Raw genomic sequence first — 14,879 nt, forward strand, 5'->3', positions numbered from 1 at the left:
GTTCCGCCGAGGGTGGGACGCACACGGGCGATTGGCGCAGTGGTAGCGCGCTTCGTTCACACCGAAGAGGTCACTGGTTCGAACCCAGTATCGCCCACCGCTGATGCCCGGGATCCCGGGCTCGAACGGCCCCAGCCGCACCCCGGCTGGGGCCGTTCGGCGTTTCCGGGAGGGGCCCCCGCGCGGTGCGGTCACCCGTGCGTGCAGAGCGCGCTCCCCGACCCCGCCACGGTCGTACGCTGAGGGCGTGCCTGAGTGGCCCGCGGAGTACGAGACGTTGCGCGAGGCCGACCGCGAGCACCGCCTCTCGGCCGAGGACCTCGAGCGCCTCGCCGTGGCCGCCTTCATGCTCGGCCGCGACGACGAGGTGGTCCCGCTGCGGGAGCGGGCGATCCACGAGTACGTCGCGAGCGGTCGCCGGGCCGACGGCGTCGCCTGCGGCTTCTGGATCGGCTGGCACCTGATGATGCGCGGCGACGTGGCGCAGGCCCAGGGCTGGACGGCACGCCTGCAGCGGCTCGCCGATGCCGACGACCCCCGACTGCAGGGGATGCTGGCCCAGCAGGCCGCGGTGGCCCGGATGTGGGGCGGCGACCCCGCAGGCGCGCTCCCGGAGTTCGAGCGGTCGTTCGAGATCGCCGACCGTGACGCCGAGACCGACGTGCTCGTCCTGGCGCTCCTCGGGCGCGGGAGGTGCCTGCAGCTGCTCGGGCGCGACGACGAGTGCACGGTCGTGATGGACGAGGCGATGACGTACGTCTCCGCCGGCCGCGTCCAGCCGCAGGTGGCCGGGCTCCTCTACTGCGCGGTCATCGACATGTGCATGGGCCACTTCGACCTCGCGCGGGCGCAGGAGTGGACGCGTGCCCTGAGCGCGTGGGTGGACGACCACGGCGGCAGCGTCGCCTACCGCGGGACCTGCCTGGTCCACCGCGCCGAGATCCTGCAGCTCCGCGGCGCGTGGAAGGAGGCTGCCGAGCGGGCCGTCGAGGCGTGCGCGATCCTCGACGCGCGGCCGGAGCCGGCGGTCGCCGCGGCGCACTACCGCGTGGGCGAGCTGGCACGGCTGCGCGGGCGGCTCGACGACGCCGAGGCGGCGTACGCCCGGGCGTCACGGCTCGGTCTCGAGGTGCAGCCCGGACTCGCCCTCCTCCGGCTCGCGCAGGGCAGGCCCGACGCTGCGCTGGCCGGTCTCGACCGCGTGCTCGGCGAGCCGTCCGACGACCCCCGCGCGCGACCGCTGCAGCTCGCGGCACGGGTGGAGATCTGCCTGGCCGCAGGGAAGGTCGCCGAGGCCGAGGACGCCGCCGCGTCTCTCGCGTCGCTCAGCGGGACCGACGCCCCGCCGTTCCTCCGCGCGCTGGTCGAGCACGCGACGGGGGCGGTGCTCCTCGCGCGCGGCGACCCACGTGCGGCCCTGCCCCGGTTGCGACGCGCCTGGACCCTGTGGCGCGACGTCGACGCCCCGTACGAGGCGGCCCGCGCGCGAAGTCTGGTCGCCCGGGCTTGCGACGCCCTCGGCGACACCGACGCCGCGGTGATGGAGGCCGACGCCGCCCGTGCGGCGCTGGAGCGGCTCGGTGCCGTCGGTGAGCCCTTCGGCGTCGTGGGGAGCGGCGCGGGCGACGGCCCGCTCTCACCCCGCGAGCTGGAGGTCCTGCGGCTCGTCGCCACCGGCGCGACGAACCGTGCCATCGCGGCCGAGCTCGTCCTCTCGGAAAAGACGGCGCGCGGCACGTGAGCAACATCTTCGGCAAGCTCGCGCTTCCCAACCGCGCTGCCGCGACGGCCTACGCGTTCGAGCACCACCTCGTCTGAGGCCGCGTACGCAGAACCACCCATCGGCCGCGGACACGAATGGGTCGTCCGCCCGAAGCGGCGTACCCGTGAGCGCTCCTAGCGTCGTGAGCGACGACGAGGGGGAGCCATGAGCACGCACACGAGCAACGCAGCGCATGTCGGCACGGTGGTGGTCGGGGCCGGGCAGGCCGGGTTGGCGATGGGCTACCACCTCCGGCGGGCCGGCGAGGACTTCGTGATCCTGGAGGCCGCGCCGCGCGTCGGCGACGCGTGGCGGCGTCGGTACGACTCGCTGCGGCTCTTCAGCCTGCCGCGGTACGCGAGCCTCCCGGGGTGGCGGATCCCGGTCCGGCGGTTCCCGACGCGCGACGAGATGGCGGACTACCTCGAGGCGTACGCCGCCCGGTTCGACCTCCCGGTCCGGACCGGGGCACCCGTCCTCCGGATCGCCCGTGACGGCGCACGCTTCCGCGTGGAGACCGGCGCGGGGACGTACCTCGCGGACCGGCTCGTCGTGAGCAGCGGCTCGCACGTGCGACCGGTCGTCCCGGCACTCGCGGCCGACCTCGACCCGGCGATCCGGCAGATCCACTCGCTCGACTACCGAGGACCGGAGCAGCTCGCCGCGGGAGGAGTCCTCGTCGTCGGAGCCGGCAACTCCGGGACCGACGTCGCGCTCGAGGCCGCTGCGGCCGGCCACCCGACGTGGATCGCCGGTCGGCACCCCGGTCAGGTGCCGTTCGACATCGACGCCACCGCCGGCCGCGTGATGACGCCGGTCGTGATGTTCGTCTTCCGGCACGTGCTCACCCGGCGGACCCCGATGGGGCGCCGGTTCATGGCGAAGGCCGAGGGCCACGGCGTCATGCTCGTCCGCAACAAGCTCGCGGACCTCGAGGACGCCGGTGTCGTGCAGATCGGACGGATCGCCTCGGTCGTTGAGGGGCGGGCGGTCCCGTCGGACGACGACGCGCCGGACGTCTCCACGGTGGTGTGGTGCACGGGGTCGCGGCCGGACCACCGCTTCCTCGACGTGCCGGAGGCGTTCGACGAGGACGGCGACCCGGTCCACGACCGGGGCGTCTCACCGGTGCCCGGACTGTTCTTCCTGGGGCTCGAGCTCCAGTACGCGGTCTCCTCGGCGATGATCCAGGGCGTCGACCGCGACGCCCGCCACCTGCTCCGCCGCATGCGGGCCACCGCTCCGGCCCGCCTCGAGGACGCCCCGGTGCACGCGGTCGCGTGACGTGCACGTTCAGCGTTCCTTCAGCGCCCGTCTGGCAGTGTCGGAAGAGAGCGCCGGGGACGAGGGGATCCTCGGCGAGGAGGCGAACCACCATGAGCAGGAAGCGTGTCGCGCTCGTCGTGGCGGCGGTGTCGGCGTCCGTGGTCGCGGTCGCCGGCGCGGCCCTGGCCGGTCAGGACCACCCGGCGGACGACGGCGGCGGCTACACGCCCCAGCAGGCGGCCCAGGCCACGTCCGCCGCCCTGCGGGCGACCGGTGGCGGCAGCGCCAACGCGGTCGAGCGGGACGACGAGGACGGTGCCACGTGGGAGGTCGAGGTCACCAAGCCTGACGGCAGCACCGTCGACGTACGCCTCGACGAGGCCTATCGCGTCGTGGTCGTCGAGAGCGACTCCGAGGAGCTGGACGGCTCGGCGGACTGACCGCGTCGTCCCGGCGGCGACAGATGCGTGCGTACGGCGCCCGTCGGAGAGAGGCTGAGTTGTGCGCATCCTGGTGGTCGAGGACGACGCGCACGTCGCAGGCGCCGTCAAGCGTGGCCTCGAGGCCGAGGGCTATGCAGTCGACGTGGCCGGCGACGGACGGGACGGCCTCTGGCTGGCGACCGAGAACGAGTACGACGTGGTCGTCCTCGACTCGATGCTGCCGCTGCTCAGCGGGGAGGACCTCTGCCGCACGCTTCGCGAGCGGGAGGACTGGACGCCGGTCGTGATGCTCACCGCCCGGGTCGGGACCGACGTCGAGGTCACCGCGCTGGACTCGGGCGCCGACGACTTCCTCGCCAAGCCCTTCTCGTACCAGGTCCTGCTCGCGAGGATCCGCGCGCTCGTACGCCGTGGGGGATCCGAGCGCCCGAGCGTCCTCGCCGTCGGCGACCTGACCCTCGACCCGGCGGCTCACCGTGTTCGTCGCGGGGAGGTCGAGATCGACCTGACCCCACGGCAGTTCGCCGTCCTCGAGTGCTTGATGCGCCACCCGGGCGAGGCGCTCTCGAAGGCACGCCTGCGAGACCACGTGTGGGACTTCGCGTACGAGGGGGACCTCAACATCGTCGAGGTCTACGTCCGCCAGCTCCGCCAGCGCATCGACGAGCCGTTCGGCCGCGAAACTCTCATCACCGTGCGCGGCGTCGGCTACCGGATCGCGGCGGACGGCGACTGATGCGTACTGTCCGCGGCCGGATCACCGTCCTGTCGACGGGCGTCTCCGCGGTCGTGCTGGCGATCGCCGCAGCCGCGCTGGTCGCGACGCTCGACGCGCAGCTCGCGAACCAGGGGGACGGCGCGGCGCGGGCGCGGGCGACCGAGCTCGCGCGTGCGGCGGCGGCAGGGGACGCCCCAGACGGGACGGCGGGTGCGGCGACGGTGATCGAGCCTGCGACCGACGACGGTTTCGTCCAGGTCGTCGCGTCGTCCGGGGAGGTGCTCGCCGCCTCGTCGAACCTGGCACCGGGCCGGGCCGTCGCCGCGCCGGCACGCGAGCCGCACGACCTGGCGGTCGCGACCCTCACCGCGCAGGATGACGGAGAGCCGGAGCGCTACCGGGTGTGGAGCACCGCGGTCGAGGACACCGACGGCGACGTCGTCACCGTCCTGGTGGGGACCAGCCTCGAGGTGGTCGGGGAGGCGACGCGCACGCTCCGCACGGCGCTGTACCTCGGGGTGCCGCTGATGCTCGCGCTGGTGGCCGCCGGGACGTGGCTCGTGGTGGGACGCGCGCTCGCCCGCGTCGAGCAGGTGCGCCGCGAGCTCGACGACATCGGGGGAGCCGACCTGTCCCGCCGCCTCGAGCTCGGGAGCCCGGACGAGGTCGGCCGGCTGGTCGAGACGCTCAACGGGCTCCTCGAGCGGCTCGCGCGCGCACGCCACGAGCAGCAGGACTTCGTCGCGGACGCCTCGCACGAGCTGCAGAGCCCGCTGACCGCGCTGCGGACCCAGCTCGAGGTCGCGCAGGCGCATCCCGAGCGCGTGGACGAGGACGCGCTCGTCGCGAACCTCCTCGAGGACACCGGCCGGATGGAGGTGCTGGTCCGGGACCTGCTGGTGCTCGCCGCTGGAGAGGCACCGTCGACGGGGCGGTCGCTCGTGGCGGTCGCTGACGTGGTGACCGAGGCGTTGGCCGTCGTCGACCTGGCCGGACGGCTGGTCGCGGTGGAGCGACGCGACGAACCCGACCTGTACGTCACCGCGCGGACCGACGACCTCGTCCGCGTCGTCCGTAACCTCGTGGAGAATGCGGTCCACCACGCGCGCACCGCCGTGCTGATCGAGGCGGGCGTGGCGGGACCCGACGTGGTCGTGCGCGTCGTCGACGACGGCCCCGGCGTCCCGCCCGGGGTCGGCGACGCGGTGTTCAACCGCTTCTACCGTGCCGACCCGGCACGGGCGGTGACGAGCCGCGGGACGGGGCTCGGGCTGGCGATCGCGCGGACACTCGCGCGGCGCCACGGGGGAGACGTACGGCTGGAGGACGGGTCAGACGGCGGCGCCGTCTTCGCACTTCGGCTGCCGAGAGCGGCGCCGGGCGTGCGTGCACCGCAGGCGTGAGGTGGCGTGCGGGGCGTCTCGTTCTGTGCCACGTTCAGGGGACCGGCGCCATCGGGGTGCCACCGGGGGAGGAGACCGCACATGGCGAGCATCGACGACCTGTACGCGCAGATCCCGATCGACCAGATCGCGGGCATGCTCGGCGTCGATCCCGAGCAGGTGAAGCAGGCGACCGGGAAGGCGGTGCCGGCGCTCGTCGAAGGCATGCAGGCCAACGCCCAGGACCCCGCCGGGGCCGCGTCGCTGCAGAAGGCGCTCGACCAGCACGGCGGGGAGGTCGAGGGCGGCGTGGACGCCGCAGCGATCGACACCACGGACGGCGAGAAGATCGTCCGCAACGTGTTCGGCGACCAGACCGACGGCGTCGCGCAGGCCCTCTCCGGTGGCGGTGCCGGGGGAGTTGTCCAGAAGCTGCTGCCGATCATCGCGCCGATCGTGCTCGGCTACCTCAGCAAGCAGCGAGGTGGCCAGGGCGGGACGTCAGGGTCTGCCGCGCCCCAGGGTGGCGGGGCTCCCGACATCGGCGACCTCCTCGGCAGCGTCCTCGGGGGTGCCGGAGGTGGCGGCGGTGGCGGGCTCGGCGACCTCCTCGGCGGGCTCCTCGGGGGAGGCAAGCGCTGACGCGCCTCAGTGCGGGAGGCCGACCCAGCGGGGCGTGCGCCAGCGGTACGCGGTGAAGGTGCCGCCGAACCGCGCGTCGAGCACGTCCTCCTCGCGCTGGACCACCGTCCGGTCGAGCAGCCCGAGGGCGAGCGGCAGCGTGAGCCACGGCCCGTACGAGCCGCGCAGCGCCGCGGCACCGGCGTAGACCGCGGCCATCCCGACGTAGATCGGGTGGCGCGTGTAGGCGAACGGGCCGGTGCGCACCAGCGCCGAAGGCTCGCGGAAGGGCAGCGGCGTCGTGTGGTAGCGGTGCATCTCCCGAAGGCTGCCGGTGATCGCGGTCGCGCCGAGGGCGATCAGCGTGCTGCCCACGGTCCGGCCGACCGGACCGGGTCGGGGACGGCGGGGGAGCGCACGGTCCAGCAGACCCGCACCGACGGCGAACGCGGCGGCGAAGTACGCGGGCGGAGGTGGTGCGGGGCGGTGTTCTCGGTCCATGGATCTGATTGTGGCGCCGCCGCGGCGAATACGGTGCGCGGCGTGACGGCCGGGGCGGATAGCATCGAGCCAATCTGTCTGGAACGTCCCGAAGGAGCATCGTGTCCGAGCTCAACGTCACCGTCATCGGTCCCGACGAGCATCGTCAGGAGCGGACCGTGACGACGGGGACGAGGGCGTGGGAGCTCTTCGGCGAGGATCCCGCAGTCATCGCGGCGAAGGTCGCCGGTGCGCTCAAGGACCTCGCGTACGAGCTCCAGACCGGTGACGTCGTGGAGCCGGTCGCCATCGGCTCCAAGGACGGCCGCGACATCCTCCGCCACTCGACCGCGCACGTGATGGCGCAGGCGGTGCAGGACCTGTTCCCGGACGCCAAGCTCGGCATCGGCCCGCCGGTCCAGGACGGGTTCTACTACGACTTCGACGTCGAGACCCCGTTCACGCCCGAGGACCTCGACAAGATCGAGTCGCGGATGCGCAAGATCATCAAGGAGAACCAGCGCTTCTCCCGGCGACCGATCGACGACGACGACGCGCGCGTCGAGCTCGCCGGTGAGCCCTACAAGCTCGAGCTCATCGGCCTCAAGAGCTCGGCCGGCGGCGACCTCGAGGGGGAGGCCGAGGGTGCGAGCGTCGAGGTCGGCGCCGGCGGCCTGACGATGTACGACAACCTCAACCGCAGCGGCGAGGTCGCCTGGACCGACCTGTGCCGCGGCCCGCACCTGCCGACCACCAAGCGCATCCCCGCGTTCAAGCTGATGCGCAGCGCCGCCGCCTACTGGCGCGGCAACGAGAAGAACAAGCAGCTCCAGCGCATCTACGGCACCGCCTGGGAGTCCAAGGAGGCGCTCGCCGACTACCTCCACCGCCTCGAGGAGGCACAGCGGCGCGACCACCGGCGGCTCGGCAACGAGCTCGACCTCTACAGCTTCCCCGACGAGATCGGCTCCGGCCTGCCGGTGTTCCACCCCAAGGGCGGCGTGGTCAAGAGGGAGATGGAGGACTACGTCCGCCGCCGGCACATCGAGGAGGGGTTCGACTACGTCGGCACCCCGCACATCACGAAGGCGCAGGTCTTCGAGACCTCCGGCCACCTCCCGTACTACGCCGACACGATGTTCCCGCCGATGGACCTCGAGAACTCGCAGTACTACCTCAAGGCGATGAACTGCCCGATGCACAACCTGATCTTCAGGTCGCGCGGGCGGTCCTACCGCGAGCTGCCGCTGCGCTTCTTCGAGTTCGGCACCGTCTACCGCTACGAGAAGTCGGGTGTCGTGCACGGCCTCACCCGCGTGCGCGGCCTCACCCAGGACGACTCGCACTCCTACGTCACGGCCGAGCAGGCGCCGGGCGAGGTCAAGCACCTGCTCGGGTTCATCCTCGGGCTGCTGCGCGACTTCGGTCTCGACGACTTCTACCTCGAGCTGTCCACCCGCGACCCGCAGTCGGACAAGTTCATCGGCTCCGACGAGGAGTGGGAGACCGCGACGGAGGTGCTGCGCAGCGTCGCCACCGAGACGGGGCTCGAGCTCGTGCCCGACCCCGGAGGCGCGGCGTTCTACGGTCCCAAGATCTCGGTGCAGGCCAAGGACGCCATCGGCCGCACCTGGCAGCTCGGCACCATCCAGTACGACTTCAACCAGCCGGCGCGCTTCGAGCTGCAGTACGCCTCCGCCGACGGGTCACGCCAGCAGCCGGTGATGATCCACTCGGCGAAGTTCGGCTCGATCGAGCGGTTCCTCGGCCTGCTCGTCGAGCACTACGCCGGCGCCTTCCCTCCGTGGCTCGCGCCCGTGCAGGTCGTGGCGATCCCGGTCGCCGAGCGCCACGTCGACTACCTGTACGAGGTGGCCGGCCGGCTGAAGGAGCGCGGGATCCGGGTCGAGGTCGACGAGGCGGACGACCGGATGCAGAAGAAGATCCGCAACGCCCAGACGCAGAAGGTCCCCTTCATGCTGATCGCCGGCGACGACGACGTCGAGGCGGGGGCGGTGTCGTTCCGCTACCGCGACGGCCGGCAGGACAACGGGGTGGCCGTCGAGGAGGCGGTCTCGCGGATCGTCGCGGCGGTGACGGACCGGGTCCAGGTATGACGACGGGGGACGAGGGCGGGCGCTCCGCGGCGCCGGACGGTCCGTGGGGGCGTCCCGAGACAGGTTTCGAGGCGTTCGACCGGTTGTGGACGCCCCACCGCATGGCCTACATCACCGACGCGCCGCGCGAGGAGGGATGCCCGTTCTGCGTCATGCAGGGCAAGCCCGACGAGGAGACGCTGATCGTCGCGCGCGGTGCCGACGTGTACGCCGTCCTCAACCTCCACCCCTACAACCCGGGACACCTGATGCTGGTCACCAACCGCCACGTCGGCGAGCTCGACGAGCTCACCGACGCTGAGGCGCACGAGCTGACCGCGATGACGCAGCAGGCCGTGCGCGTGCTCAAGCACGTGAGCGGTCCTGCGGCGTTCAACGTGGGACTCAACCTCGGCGCGGTGGCCGGAGGGTCCCTGTCGCAGCACCTGCACCAGCACGTGGTGCCACGCTGGATGGGCGACTCCAACTACATCACCGTCACCGGACACACCAAGGTCGTCCCGCAGCTCCTCGCCGAGACGCGCGACCTGCTGGCGAAGGCATGGGGCGAGGTGGGGCGCTGATGCTCGAGCGGTTCCGCGAGACGTGGGCCAAGATCATGACCCCGATCGCCGACCTCCTGCTCCGGCTCGGGGTGAGCCCCGACGCCGTCACCTTCGTGGGCACGCTCGGCGTGACCGCCGGGGCGCTGTGGTTCTTCCCGCGCGGCGAGTTCTTCGTCGGTGTGCTCGTGGTCACGGCGTTCGTGTTCTCCGACATGGTCGACGGCCTGATGGCCCGCAAGTCCGGCCGGTCGAGCGCGTGGGGCGCCTTCCTCGACTCCACCCTCGACCGGATCGGCGACGCGGCCGTCTTCGGCGGGCTCGTCCTCTGGTACGCGGGGGAGGGCGACGACCTGCTGATGACGTCGGTCGCGCTGTGGTGCCTCGTCGGCGGACAGCTCACCTCGTATGCCCGGGCCCGTGCCGAGGCGCTCGGCATGGAGGCCAAGGGTGGCATCGCCGAGCGGTCGGACCGGCTGGTCGCGGTCCTCGTGATGACCGGGCTCTCGGGCTTGTTCGATCTCCCGGTCCTGAGGACGATCGTCTTGTGGGCCCTCGCGGTCGCGAGCACGATCACGGTCGTGCAACGCATCCTGATGGTGCGGAGGCAGTCGTTGGCGGAGGCATGAGGCGCTCCAGCCGCGGCTCGCTGGCTGCGGCGCGCTCGCAGGTCGAGGCGGCGGCGTACCGCGCGGGGTGGAACATCGCCGTCCACGTCCCGCAGCCGCTGGTCGACCGGGCGCTGCGGACCACCGCCGACCAGCTCTACAAGCGTGGCGGCAGCGGCATCGCCCGGCTCCGGTCGAACCTCTCCCGAGCGGTCCCCGACGCGACCCCGGCCGAGCTCGACGACCTGACGCGCGACGCCATGCGGTCGTACCTGCGCTACTGGGGCGAGGTCTTCCGGCTCCCGCGCTTCTCCGCCGACGCCGTCGACGAGTGGATCGCGGTCGACCATCCCGAGCGGGCGTTCGCCCTGAAGGCGGCCGGTCGCGGGATGATCGCGGCGCTGCCCCACATGGGCAACTGGGACCTGATGGGCGCGTGGGCGTGCAGCAGCGGGCTGCCGCTGATGACCGTGATGGAGCGGCTCAAGCCCGAGCGCCTGTACGACGAGTTCGTCGCGTTCCGCGAGAAGATCGGCATGACGGTGCTCCCGCTGACCGGCGACGGGCCGACCATGCCCCGGCTCGCGGAGCACCTGCGCGCGGGCGGGTTCGTGTGCCTGCTGGCCGATCGCGACATGTCCCGCAGCGGCATCGGCGTCGACCTCCTCGGGGAGAAGGCACGCATGCCGGTCGGGCCGGCGCTGCTCGCCCAGCAGACCGGCGCGACGCTGTTCGCGGCGACGTCGCGGTACGACGGTGGCCGTCTGCGCATGACAGTGCACGAGGCGGTCCCCACGCGTGAGGGCGAGGACGGGCTCGCCGCGATGACGCAGGACCTCGCCGACGTCTTCACCACCGAGATCCGCCGCAGCCCCGCCGACTGGCACATGCTGCAGCGCGTCTTCGAGGTCGACCGCCGACCGTCGGAGGCAGGGCGATGAGGATCGGGATGGTCTGCCCGTACTCCTTCGACGTGCCGGGCGGCGTGCAGAACCACGTGCTCGACCTCTGCGGGACGCTGCAGGAGCTGGGCGTCGACGTGTCCGTCCTCGCGCCGGCGGCCGACGACGACGACCTCCCGTCGTTCGTGACGCCTGCCGGTCGCGCCCTGCCGGTCCGCTACAACGGTGCGGTCGCGCGCGTGTCGTTCGGCCCGATCGCGATGGCGCGCACGCGCCGTTGGCTGCGCGACGGCAACTTCGACGTCCTGCACGTGCACGACCCCGCCACGCCGAGCGTCTCGCTGATCGCGCTCAGCCTCGCGTCGGGCGTCTCCGTCGCGACGATCCACACCTCGATCGGGCGCTCGCGCGCGCTGGCGGCGACCGAGCCGCTGCTGCGACCGGCGATGGAGAAGCTGAGCGCCCGCATCACGGTCTCGCGCGAGGCGCAGCGGGTCGTCGCGCAGTACCAGGGCGGCGACTCGGTGATCATCCCCAACGGCCTCCACGTCGACGACTTCACCGGCATCCCGCGCCGGGCGACCGCCGGCGAGCAGCGGCAGCTGCTGTTCCTGGGCCGCTTCGAGGAGACGCGCAAGGGTCTCCCGGTGCTCCTGGACGCGCTGCCGACGATCCTCGACCGCTACCCCGACACCCACCTCGTCGTCGCCGGCGCGGGCGACCCGAAGGTCGGCACTGCGATGGTGCCGGAGCGCCTGCGCGCCCACGTGGACGTCGTCGGGCGGGTCTCGGACGACGAGCGGGCACGCCTGCTGTCCGAGGCGGACGTCTACGTCGCCCCCAACACCGGGGGAGAGAGCTTCGGGATCGTCCTCATCGAGGCGATGGCCGCGGGAGCTCCGGTGGTCGCGAGCGACATCCGCGCGTTCGCCGACGTGCTGGAGGACGGCCGGCTCGGAGCGCTCTTCGCCAACGAGGACGCCTCGTCGCTGGCGAAGACCCTCCTGACCGTGCTCGACGACCCCGGCCGCGAGGCCCGTGCCGACCTGGCGCGCAGCGAGGTCCGGAGGTACGACTGGAGTGTGGTCGCACCGCAGGTCGTGCGCGTGTACGAGACGGTGCTGGGAGGAGGAAACGGAGCATGAGCACGCTCGAGTGGATCCTCGTCGTCGGAGCCGTCGTCGCGGCGATCACGGTCGCCCTGTCCACGACCGCGGGCCGGCTCGACCGGCTGCACATCCGGCTGGCCACCGCCCAGGCCTCCCTGGACCGTCAGCTGCTGGACCGCTCCACCTGCCTGCGCAACGTCGCGACCGGCGGCGTCCTCGACCCTGCCAGCGCCCTGGTCGCGGTCGAGGCCGCCGACGCGGCGCGGGCGTCGATCGGCAAGGCGGACCAGGCCGAGCGCGAGACGGCGCTGAGCGAGGTCATGCGGACCGTCTTCGGGGACGCCGAGGACGTCGACGCCCTCTGGGCCCAGGCCGACGAGACGCGTGCGGACCTGTTGACCGACCTCGGTGACGCGTGCGAGCGGGTCCAGCTGGCCCACCGGTTCCACGACGACCTCGTCGCGCGGACCGAGCGGATGCGGCGGCGCCGGATCGTCCGCTGGGCACGCCTGGCCGGGCACGCCCCGTGGCCCTACCGCATCGTCTTCGACGACACGCCGCCTCCGCACCTGGTGGCGCGCGAACGCCCGACGCTGGGCCCCGAGGTCGGCCACGCGGCCTGACCGGACGGGTCCGCGGAGCCCCGCTGCCGGGGTCGGACGCCGGGGCTGGTCCGCCGGTCGGACCCCGGACGTACGATGTGGCCATTCGTACGACGGAGCGCACCCGCGCCCCACGACCAGAGGTGAACGATGTCCGACAACTCGACCGCGTCCACGACCGTGCCTTCCGCGCCCGACCAGGGCACCGGCACCGCCCGTGTGAAGCGCGGCATGGCGGAGATGCTGAAGGGCGGCGTCATCATGGACGTCGTCACGGCGGAGCAGGCCAAGATCGCCGAGGACGCCGGCGCGGTCGCCGTGATGGCGCTCGAGCGGGTCCCCGCCGACATCCGGGCTCAGGGCGGGGTGGCGCGGATGAGCGACCCGGACCTCATCGACGGGATCATCGAGGCGGTCTCGATCCCGGTGATGGCCAAGGCGCGCATCGGGCACTTCGTCGAGGCGCAGGTGCTGCAGTCGCTCGGCGTCGACTACGTCGACGAGTCCGAGGTGCTGACGCCGGCCGACTACGCGCACCACATCGACAAGTGGGCGTTCACCGTGCCGTTCGTGTGCGGCGCGACCAACCTCGGCGAGGCGCTGCGGCGGATCACCGAGGGCGCCGCGATGATCCGCTCCAAGGGCGAGGCCGGCACCGGCGACGTGTCCAACGCGACCACCCACATGCGGGCGCTTCGCGACGAGATCCGTCGCCTGCAGACGCTCCCCGCCGACGAGCTCTACGTCGCGGCCAAGGAGCTGCAGGCGCCGTACGACCTGGTCAAGGAGGTCGCCGAGAACGGCAAGCTCCCGGTCGTGCTGTTCACCGCCGGCGGCATCGCGACGCCGGCGGACGCCGCGATGATGATGCAGCTGGGCGCGGAGGGCGTCTTCGTCGGCTCGGGCATCTTCAAGTCCGGCAACCCGGCTGAGCGCGCGGCGGCGATCGTCAAGGCGACGACGTTCTACGACGACCCCGACGTCATCGCGAAGGTCTCGCGCGGCCTCGGCGAGGCGATGGTCGGCATCAACGTCGAGGACGTCCCGGAGCCCCACCGTCTGGCCGAGCGAGGCTGGTGACCCGGTGCCGTTCTTCTCGGCGCCGCGGCTGAGCGACGCCGACGCGCTGCGCGGCTACGCGCGGGTGCTGGTCCGTGCGGGGCTCGTCGACACCGCGACGTGCGTCCAGGAGGTCGCCGTCGCGGCCCGCGAGGACGCGGGTCGTGCGGGGGCCGACGCCGAGGCGGAGGCGCGCCGCCTCGTCGAGGAGGAGCGCGCGGCGCTCGCCGTCGACCGGGAGTCCTGGCCGACCCGCACGGACTACGACGCGCTCCAGGACGCGTTCGCCGTCCTGACGGGGGCAGGGTTCTCGGTCCTGCAGGGCGTCGAGGACCACTGGCAGGCGGCGGCGGAGATCCGCGCAGCCGGCGGCACGGGACTGCCTGGCACGGGACTGCCCGGCACGGAGCTGCCTCGCACGGGACTGCGGGGCGTCGTGTGGTTCACCCCGTCCGACGTCTGGCACGCCGTCGACCACGGCATGCTCGAGATCAACGTCTGGCACCCCGACTCCGCCAACATCGCCGACGGCGACCCGTTGTGCACCGAGGTTCTCGCCGCGCTCGACGCCCAGGGACTGGCGGCGCACTTCGACGAAGGGCGCATCGAGGTCCGCGCCTTCTGGCACCGGCGGGGCGACGCCGGCGCGGGTGACGCGTGAGCGCGGTGCGCGTCGGCGTCCTCGCCCTGCAGGGGGACGTGCGCGAGCACGTGCGGATGCTCGCCGAGTGCGGTGCCGAGCCGACGACCGTCCGGCGTCCGCGGGAGCTCGACGCCGTCGACGCCTTGGTCGTCCCGGGCGGGGAGTCGTCGACGATCGACAAGCTCTCGCGGGCGTTCGACCTGCGTGACCCGATCCGCGCCCGCATCGCCGACGGCATGCCGGTCCTCGGGACCTGCGCCGGGATGATCATGCTGGCCGACCGGATCGAGGGCGGGATCGAGGGCCAGGAGACGTTCGGCGGGATCGCGATGACGGTGCGCCGCAACGCGTTCGGGCGGCAGGTCGACTCGTTCGAGACCGACCTCTCGGTCAAGGGTCTCGACGGGCCGCTGCACGCCGTGTTCATCCGCGGCCCGTGGGTCGAGCGGTGCGAGCCGCAGGTCGAGGTGCTGGCCACCGTCGACCGGGGCGCGGCGGGCGTGCACCCGGTGGTGGTCCGGCAGGGCCCGCTGATCGCGGCCTCGTTCCACCCCGAGCTGGGCAAGGACCACCGCCTCCACCGGATGCTCGTCCAGTCGGTGCGCTCCGGGGCCTGAGCGCGCAG

16 protein-coding genes and 1 tRNA gene are annotated in these 14,879 nt (G+C 72.9%); 16 read left to right on the top strand and 1 reads right to left on the bottom strand.

Annotated features, from left to right (window positions below; genetic code table 11):
- Nucleotides 1–25: 25 nt before the first annotated feature.
- The 7 genes from ACQSSQ_RS08780 (at nucleotide 26) to ACQSSQ_RS08810 (ending at nucleotide 6,213) form a co-directional block, all read left to right on the top strand.
- Nucleotides 26–97: transfer RNA gene (locus ACQSSQ_RS08780), tRNA-Val, on the top strand.
- Nucleotides 98–247: 150 nt separating this feature from the next.
- The gene (locus tag ACQSSQ_RS08785) at nucleotides 248–1,741 is read left to right on the top strand and encodes a LuxR C-terminal-related transcriptional regulator (RefSeq protein ID WP_431326650.1); all 1,494 of its coding nucleotides are present in this window, start codon (nucleotides 248–250) and stop codon (nucleotides 1,739–1,741) included.
- 186 nt (nucleotides 1,742–1,927) lie between these two features.
- The gene (locus tag ACQSSQ_RS08790) at nucleotides 1,928–3,046 is read left to right on the top strand and encodes a flavin-containing monooxygenase (RefSeq protein WP_431326651.1); all 1,119 of its coding nucleotides are present in this window, start codon (nucleotides 1,928–1,930) and stop codon (nucleotides 3,044–3,046) included.
- Nucleotides 3,047–3,138: 92 nt separating this feature from the next.
- Nucleotides 3,139–3,468 (top strand): PepSY domain-containing protein, encoded by a 330-nt coding sequence (locus ACQSSQ_RS08795; protein WP_431326652.1) that lies wholly within the window; start codon nucleotides 3,139–3,141, stop codon nucleotides 3,466–3,468.
- Between the two features lie 61 nt (nucleotides 3,469–3,529).
- Nucleotides 3,530–4,207, top strand: coding sequence for a response regulator transcription factor (locus tag ACQSSQ_RS08800; RefSeq protein ID WP_431326653.1), 678 nt, complete (start codon nucleotides 3,530–3,532; stop codon nucleotides 4,205–4,207).
- Nucleotides 4,207–5,592: a sensor histidine kinase gene (locus ACQSSQ_RS08805; RefSeq protein WP_431326654.1), complete on the top strand. Its 1,386-nt coding sequence runs from the start codon at nucleotides 4,207–4,209 to the stop codon at nucleotides 5,590–5,592. Before ACQSSQ_RS08800 ends, ACQSSQ_RS08805 begins: the two co-directional genes overlap by 1 nt.
- An 81-nt stretch (nucleotides 5,593–5,673) precedes the next feature.
- Nucleotides 5,674–6,213 (top strand): DUF937 domain-containing protein, encoded by a 540-nt coding sequence (locus ACQSSQ_RS08810; RefSeq protein ID WP_431326655.1) that lies wholly within the window; start codon nucleotides 5,674–5,676, stop codon nucleotides 6,211–6,213.
- A 6-nt stretch (nucleotides 6,214–6,219) separates the two neighbouring features.
- Here the strand turns inward: ACQSSQ_RS08810 and ACQSSQ_RS08815 are convergent, their stop codons facing one another.
- Nucleotides 6,220–6,693 carry a methyltransferase family protein gene (locus ACQSSQ_RS08815; protein WP_431326656.1) on the bottom strand — a complete coding sequence of 158 codons (474 nt, stop codon included), beginning with the start codon at nucleotides 6,691–6,693 and terminating at the stop codon, nucleotides 6,220–6,222.
- Between the two features lie 101 nt (nucleotides 6,694–6,794).
- Between ACQSSQ_RS08815 and thrS the strand changes: the two genes are divergently transcribed.
- From thrS to pdxT, 9 genes are all read left to right on the top strand, one after another.
- Complete coding sequence (gene thrS, locus ACQSSQ_RS08820; protein WP_431326657.1) at nucleotides 6,795–8,789, top strand: threonine--tRNA ligase; 1,995 nt, start codon at nucleotides 6,795–6,797, stop codon at nucleotides 8,787–8,789.
- Nucleotides 8,786–9,352 carry an HIT family protein gene (locus ACQSSQ_RS08825; RefSeq protein WP_431326658.1) on the top strand — a complete coding sequence of 189 codons (567 nt, stop codon included), beginning with the start codon at nucleotides 8,786–8,788 and terminating at the stop codon, nucleotides 9,350–9,352. Before thrS ends, ACQSSQ_RS08825 begins: the two co-directional genes overlap by 4 nt.
- Entirely contained in the window at nucleotides 9,352–9,960 is a 609-nt protein-coding gene (gene pgsA, locus ACQSSQ_RS08830; protein ID WP_431326659.1) for a phosphatidylinositol phosphate synthase, read from the top strand. The genes ACQSSQ_RS08825 and pgsA overlap by 1 nt, the downstream gene beginning before the upstream one ends.
- Entirely contained in the window at nucleotides 9,957–10,880 is a 924-nt protein-coding gene (locus ACQSSQ_RS08835; RefSeq protein ID WP_431326660.1) for a phosphatidylinositol mannoside acyltransferase, read from the top strand. The genes pgsA and ACQSSQ_RS08835 overlap by 4 nt, the downstream gene beginning before the upstream one ends.
- Nucleotides 10,877–11,986, top strand: a complete 1,110-nt coding sequence (locus ACQSSQ_RS08840) for a glycosyltransferase family 4 protein (protein ID WP_431326661.1) — start codon at nucleotides 10,877–10,879, stop codon at nucleotides 11,984–11,986. The genes ACQSSQ_RS08835 and ACQSSQ_RS08840 overlap by 4 nt, the downstream gene beginning before the upstream one ends.
- Entirely contained in the window at nucleotides 11,983–12,573 is a 591-nt protein-coding gene (locus ACQSSQ_RS08845) for a hypothetical protein (protein ID WP_431326662.1), read from the top strand. The genes ACQSSQ_RS08840 and ACQSSQ_RS08845 overlap by 4 nt, the downstream gene beginning before the upstream one ends.
- A 129-nt stretch (nucleotides 12,574–12,702) precedes the next feature.
- Entirely contained in the window at nucleotides 12,703–13,632 is a 930-nt protein-coding gene (gene pdxS, locus ACQSSQ_RS08850; protein ID WP_431326663.1) for a pyridoxal 5'-phosphate synthase lyase subunit PdxS, read from the top strand.
- Nucleotides 13,633–13,636: 4 nt separating this feature from the next.
- Nucleotides 13,637–14,272 (top strand): DUF6891 domain-containing protein, encoded by a 636-nt coding sequence (locus tag ACQSSQ_RS08855; protein WP_431326664.1) that lies wholly within the window; start codon nucleotides 13,637–13,639, stop codon nucleotides 14,270–14,272.
- On the top strand, nucleotides 14,269–14,871 hold the full coding sequence (gene pdxT / locus ACQSSQ_RS08860) for a pyridoxal 5'-phosphate synthase glutaminase subunit PdxT (RefSeq protein ID WP_431326665.1): 603 nt from the start codon (nucleotides 14,269–14,271) through the stop codon (nucleotides 14,869–14,871). Before ACQSSQ_RS08855 ends, pdxT begins: the two co-directional genes overlap by 4 nt.
- Nucleotides 14,872–14,879: the final 8 nt, after the last annotated feature.

It is taken from the genome of Mumia spirodelae, from assembly GCF_050632745.1.
GTDB lineage: Bacteria > Actinomycetota > Actinomycetes > Propionibacteriales > Nocardioidaceae > Mumia.

Excerpts from the sequence above, each read along its gene's own strand:
- ACQSSQ_RS08810 (WP_431326655.1), top strand. The coding sequence starts at position 5,674 with ATGGCGAGCATCGACGACCTGTACGCGCAGATCCCGATCGACCAGATC.
- pgsA (WP_431326659.1), top strand. The coding sequence starts at position 9,352 with ATGCTCGAGCGGTTCCGCGAGACGTGGGCCAAGATCATGACCCCGATC.
- pdxS (WP_431326663.1), top strand. The coding sequence starts at position 12,703 with ATGTCCGACAACTCGACCGCGTCCACGACCGTGCCTTCCGCGCCCGAC.
- ACQSSQ_RS08825 (WP_431326658.1), top strand. The coding sequence starts at position 8,786 with ATGACGACGGGGGACGAGGGCGGGCGCTCCGCGGCGCCGGACGGTCCG.
- ACQSSQ_RS08790 (WP_431326651.1), top strand. The coding sequence starts at position 1,928 with ATGAGCACGCACACGAGCAACGCAGCGCATGTCGGCACGGTGGTGGTC.
- ACQSSQ_RS08795 (WP_431326652.1), top strand. The coding sequence starts at position 3,139 with ATGAGCAGGAAGCGTGTCGCGCTCGTCGTGGCGGCGGTGTCGGCGTCC.
- ACQSSQ_RS08840 (WP_431326661.1), top strand. The coding sequence starts at position 10,877 with ATGAGGATCGGGATGGTCTGCCCGTACTCCTTCGACGTGCCGGGCGGC.
- ACQSSQ_RS08815 (WP_431326656.1), bottom strand. The coding sequence starts at position 6,693 with ATGGACCGAGAACACCGCCCCGCACCACCTCCGCCCGCGTACTTCGCC.
- ACQSSQ_RS08845 (WP_431326662.1), top strand. The coding sequence starts at position 11,983 with ATGAGCACGCTCGAGTGGATCCTCGTCGTCGGAGCCGTCGTCGCGGCG.
- ACQSSQ_RS08835 (WP_431326660.1), top strand. The coding sequence starts at position 9,957 with ATGAGGCGCTCCAGCCGCGGCTCGCTGGCTGCGGCGCGCTCGCAGGTC.
- ACQSSQ_RS08805 (WP_431326654.1), top strand. The coding sequence starts at position 4,207 with ATGCGTACTGTCCGCGGCCGGATCACCGTCCTGTCGACGGGCGTCTCC.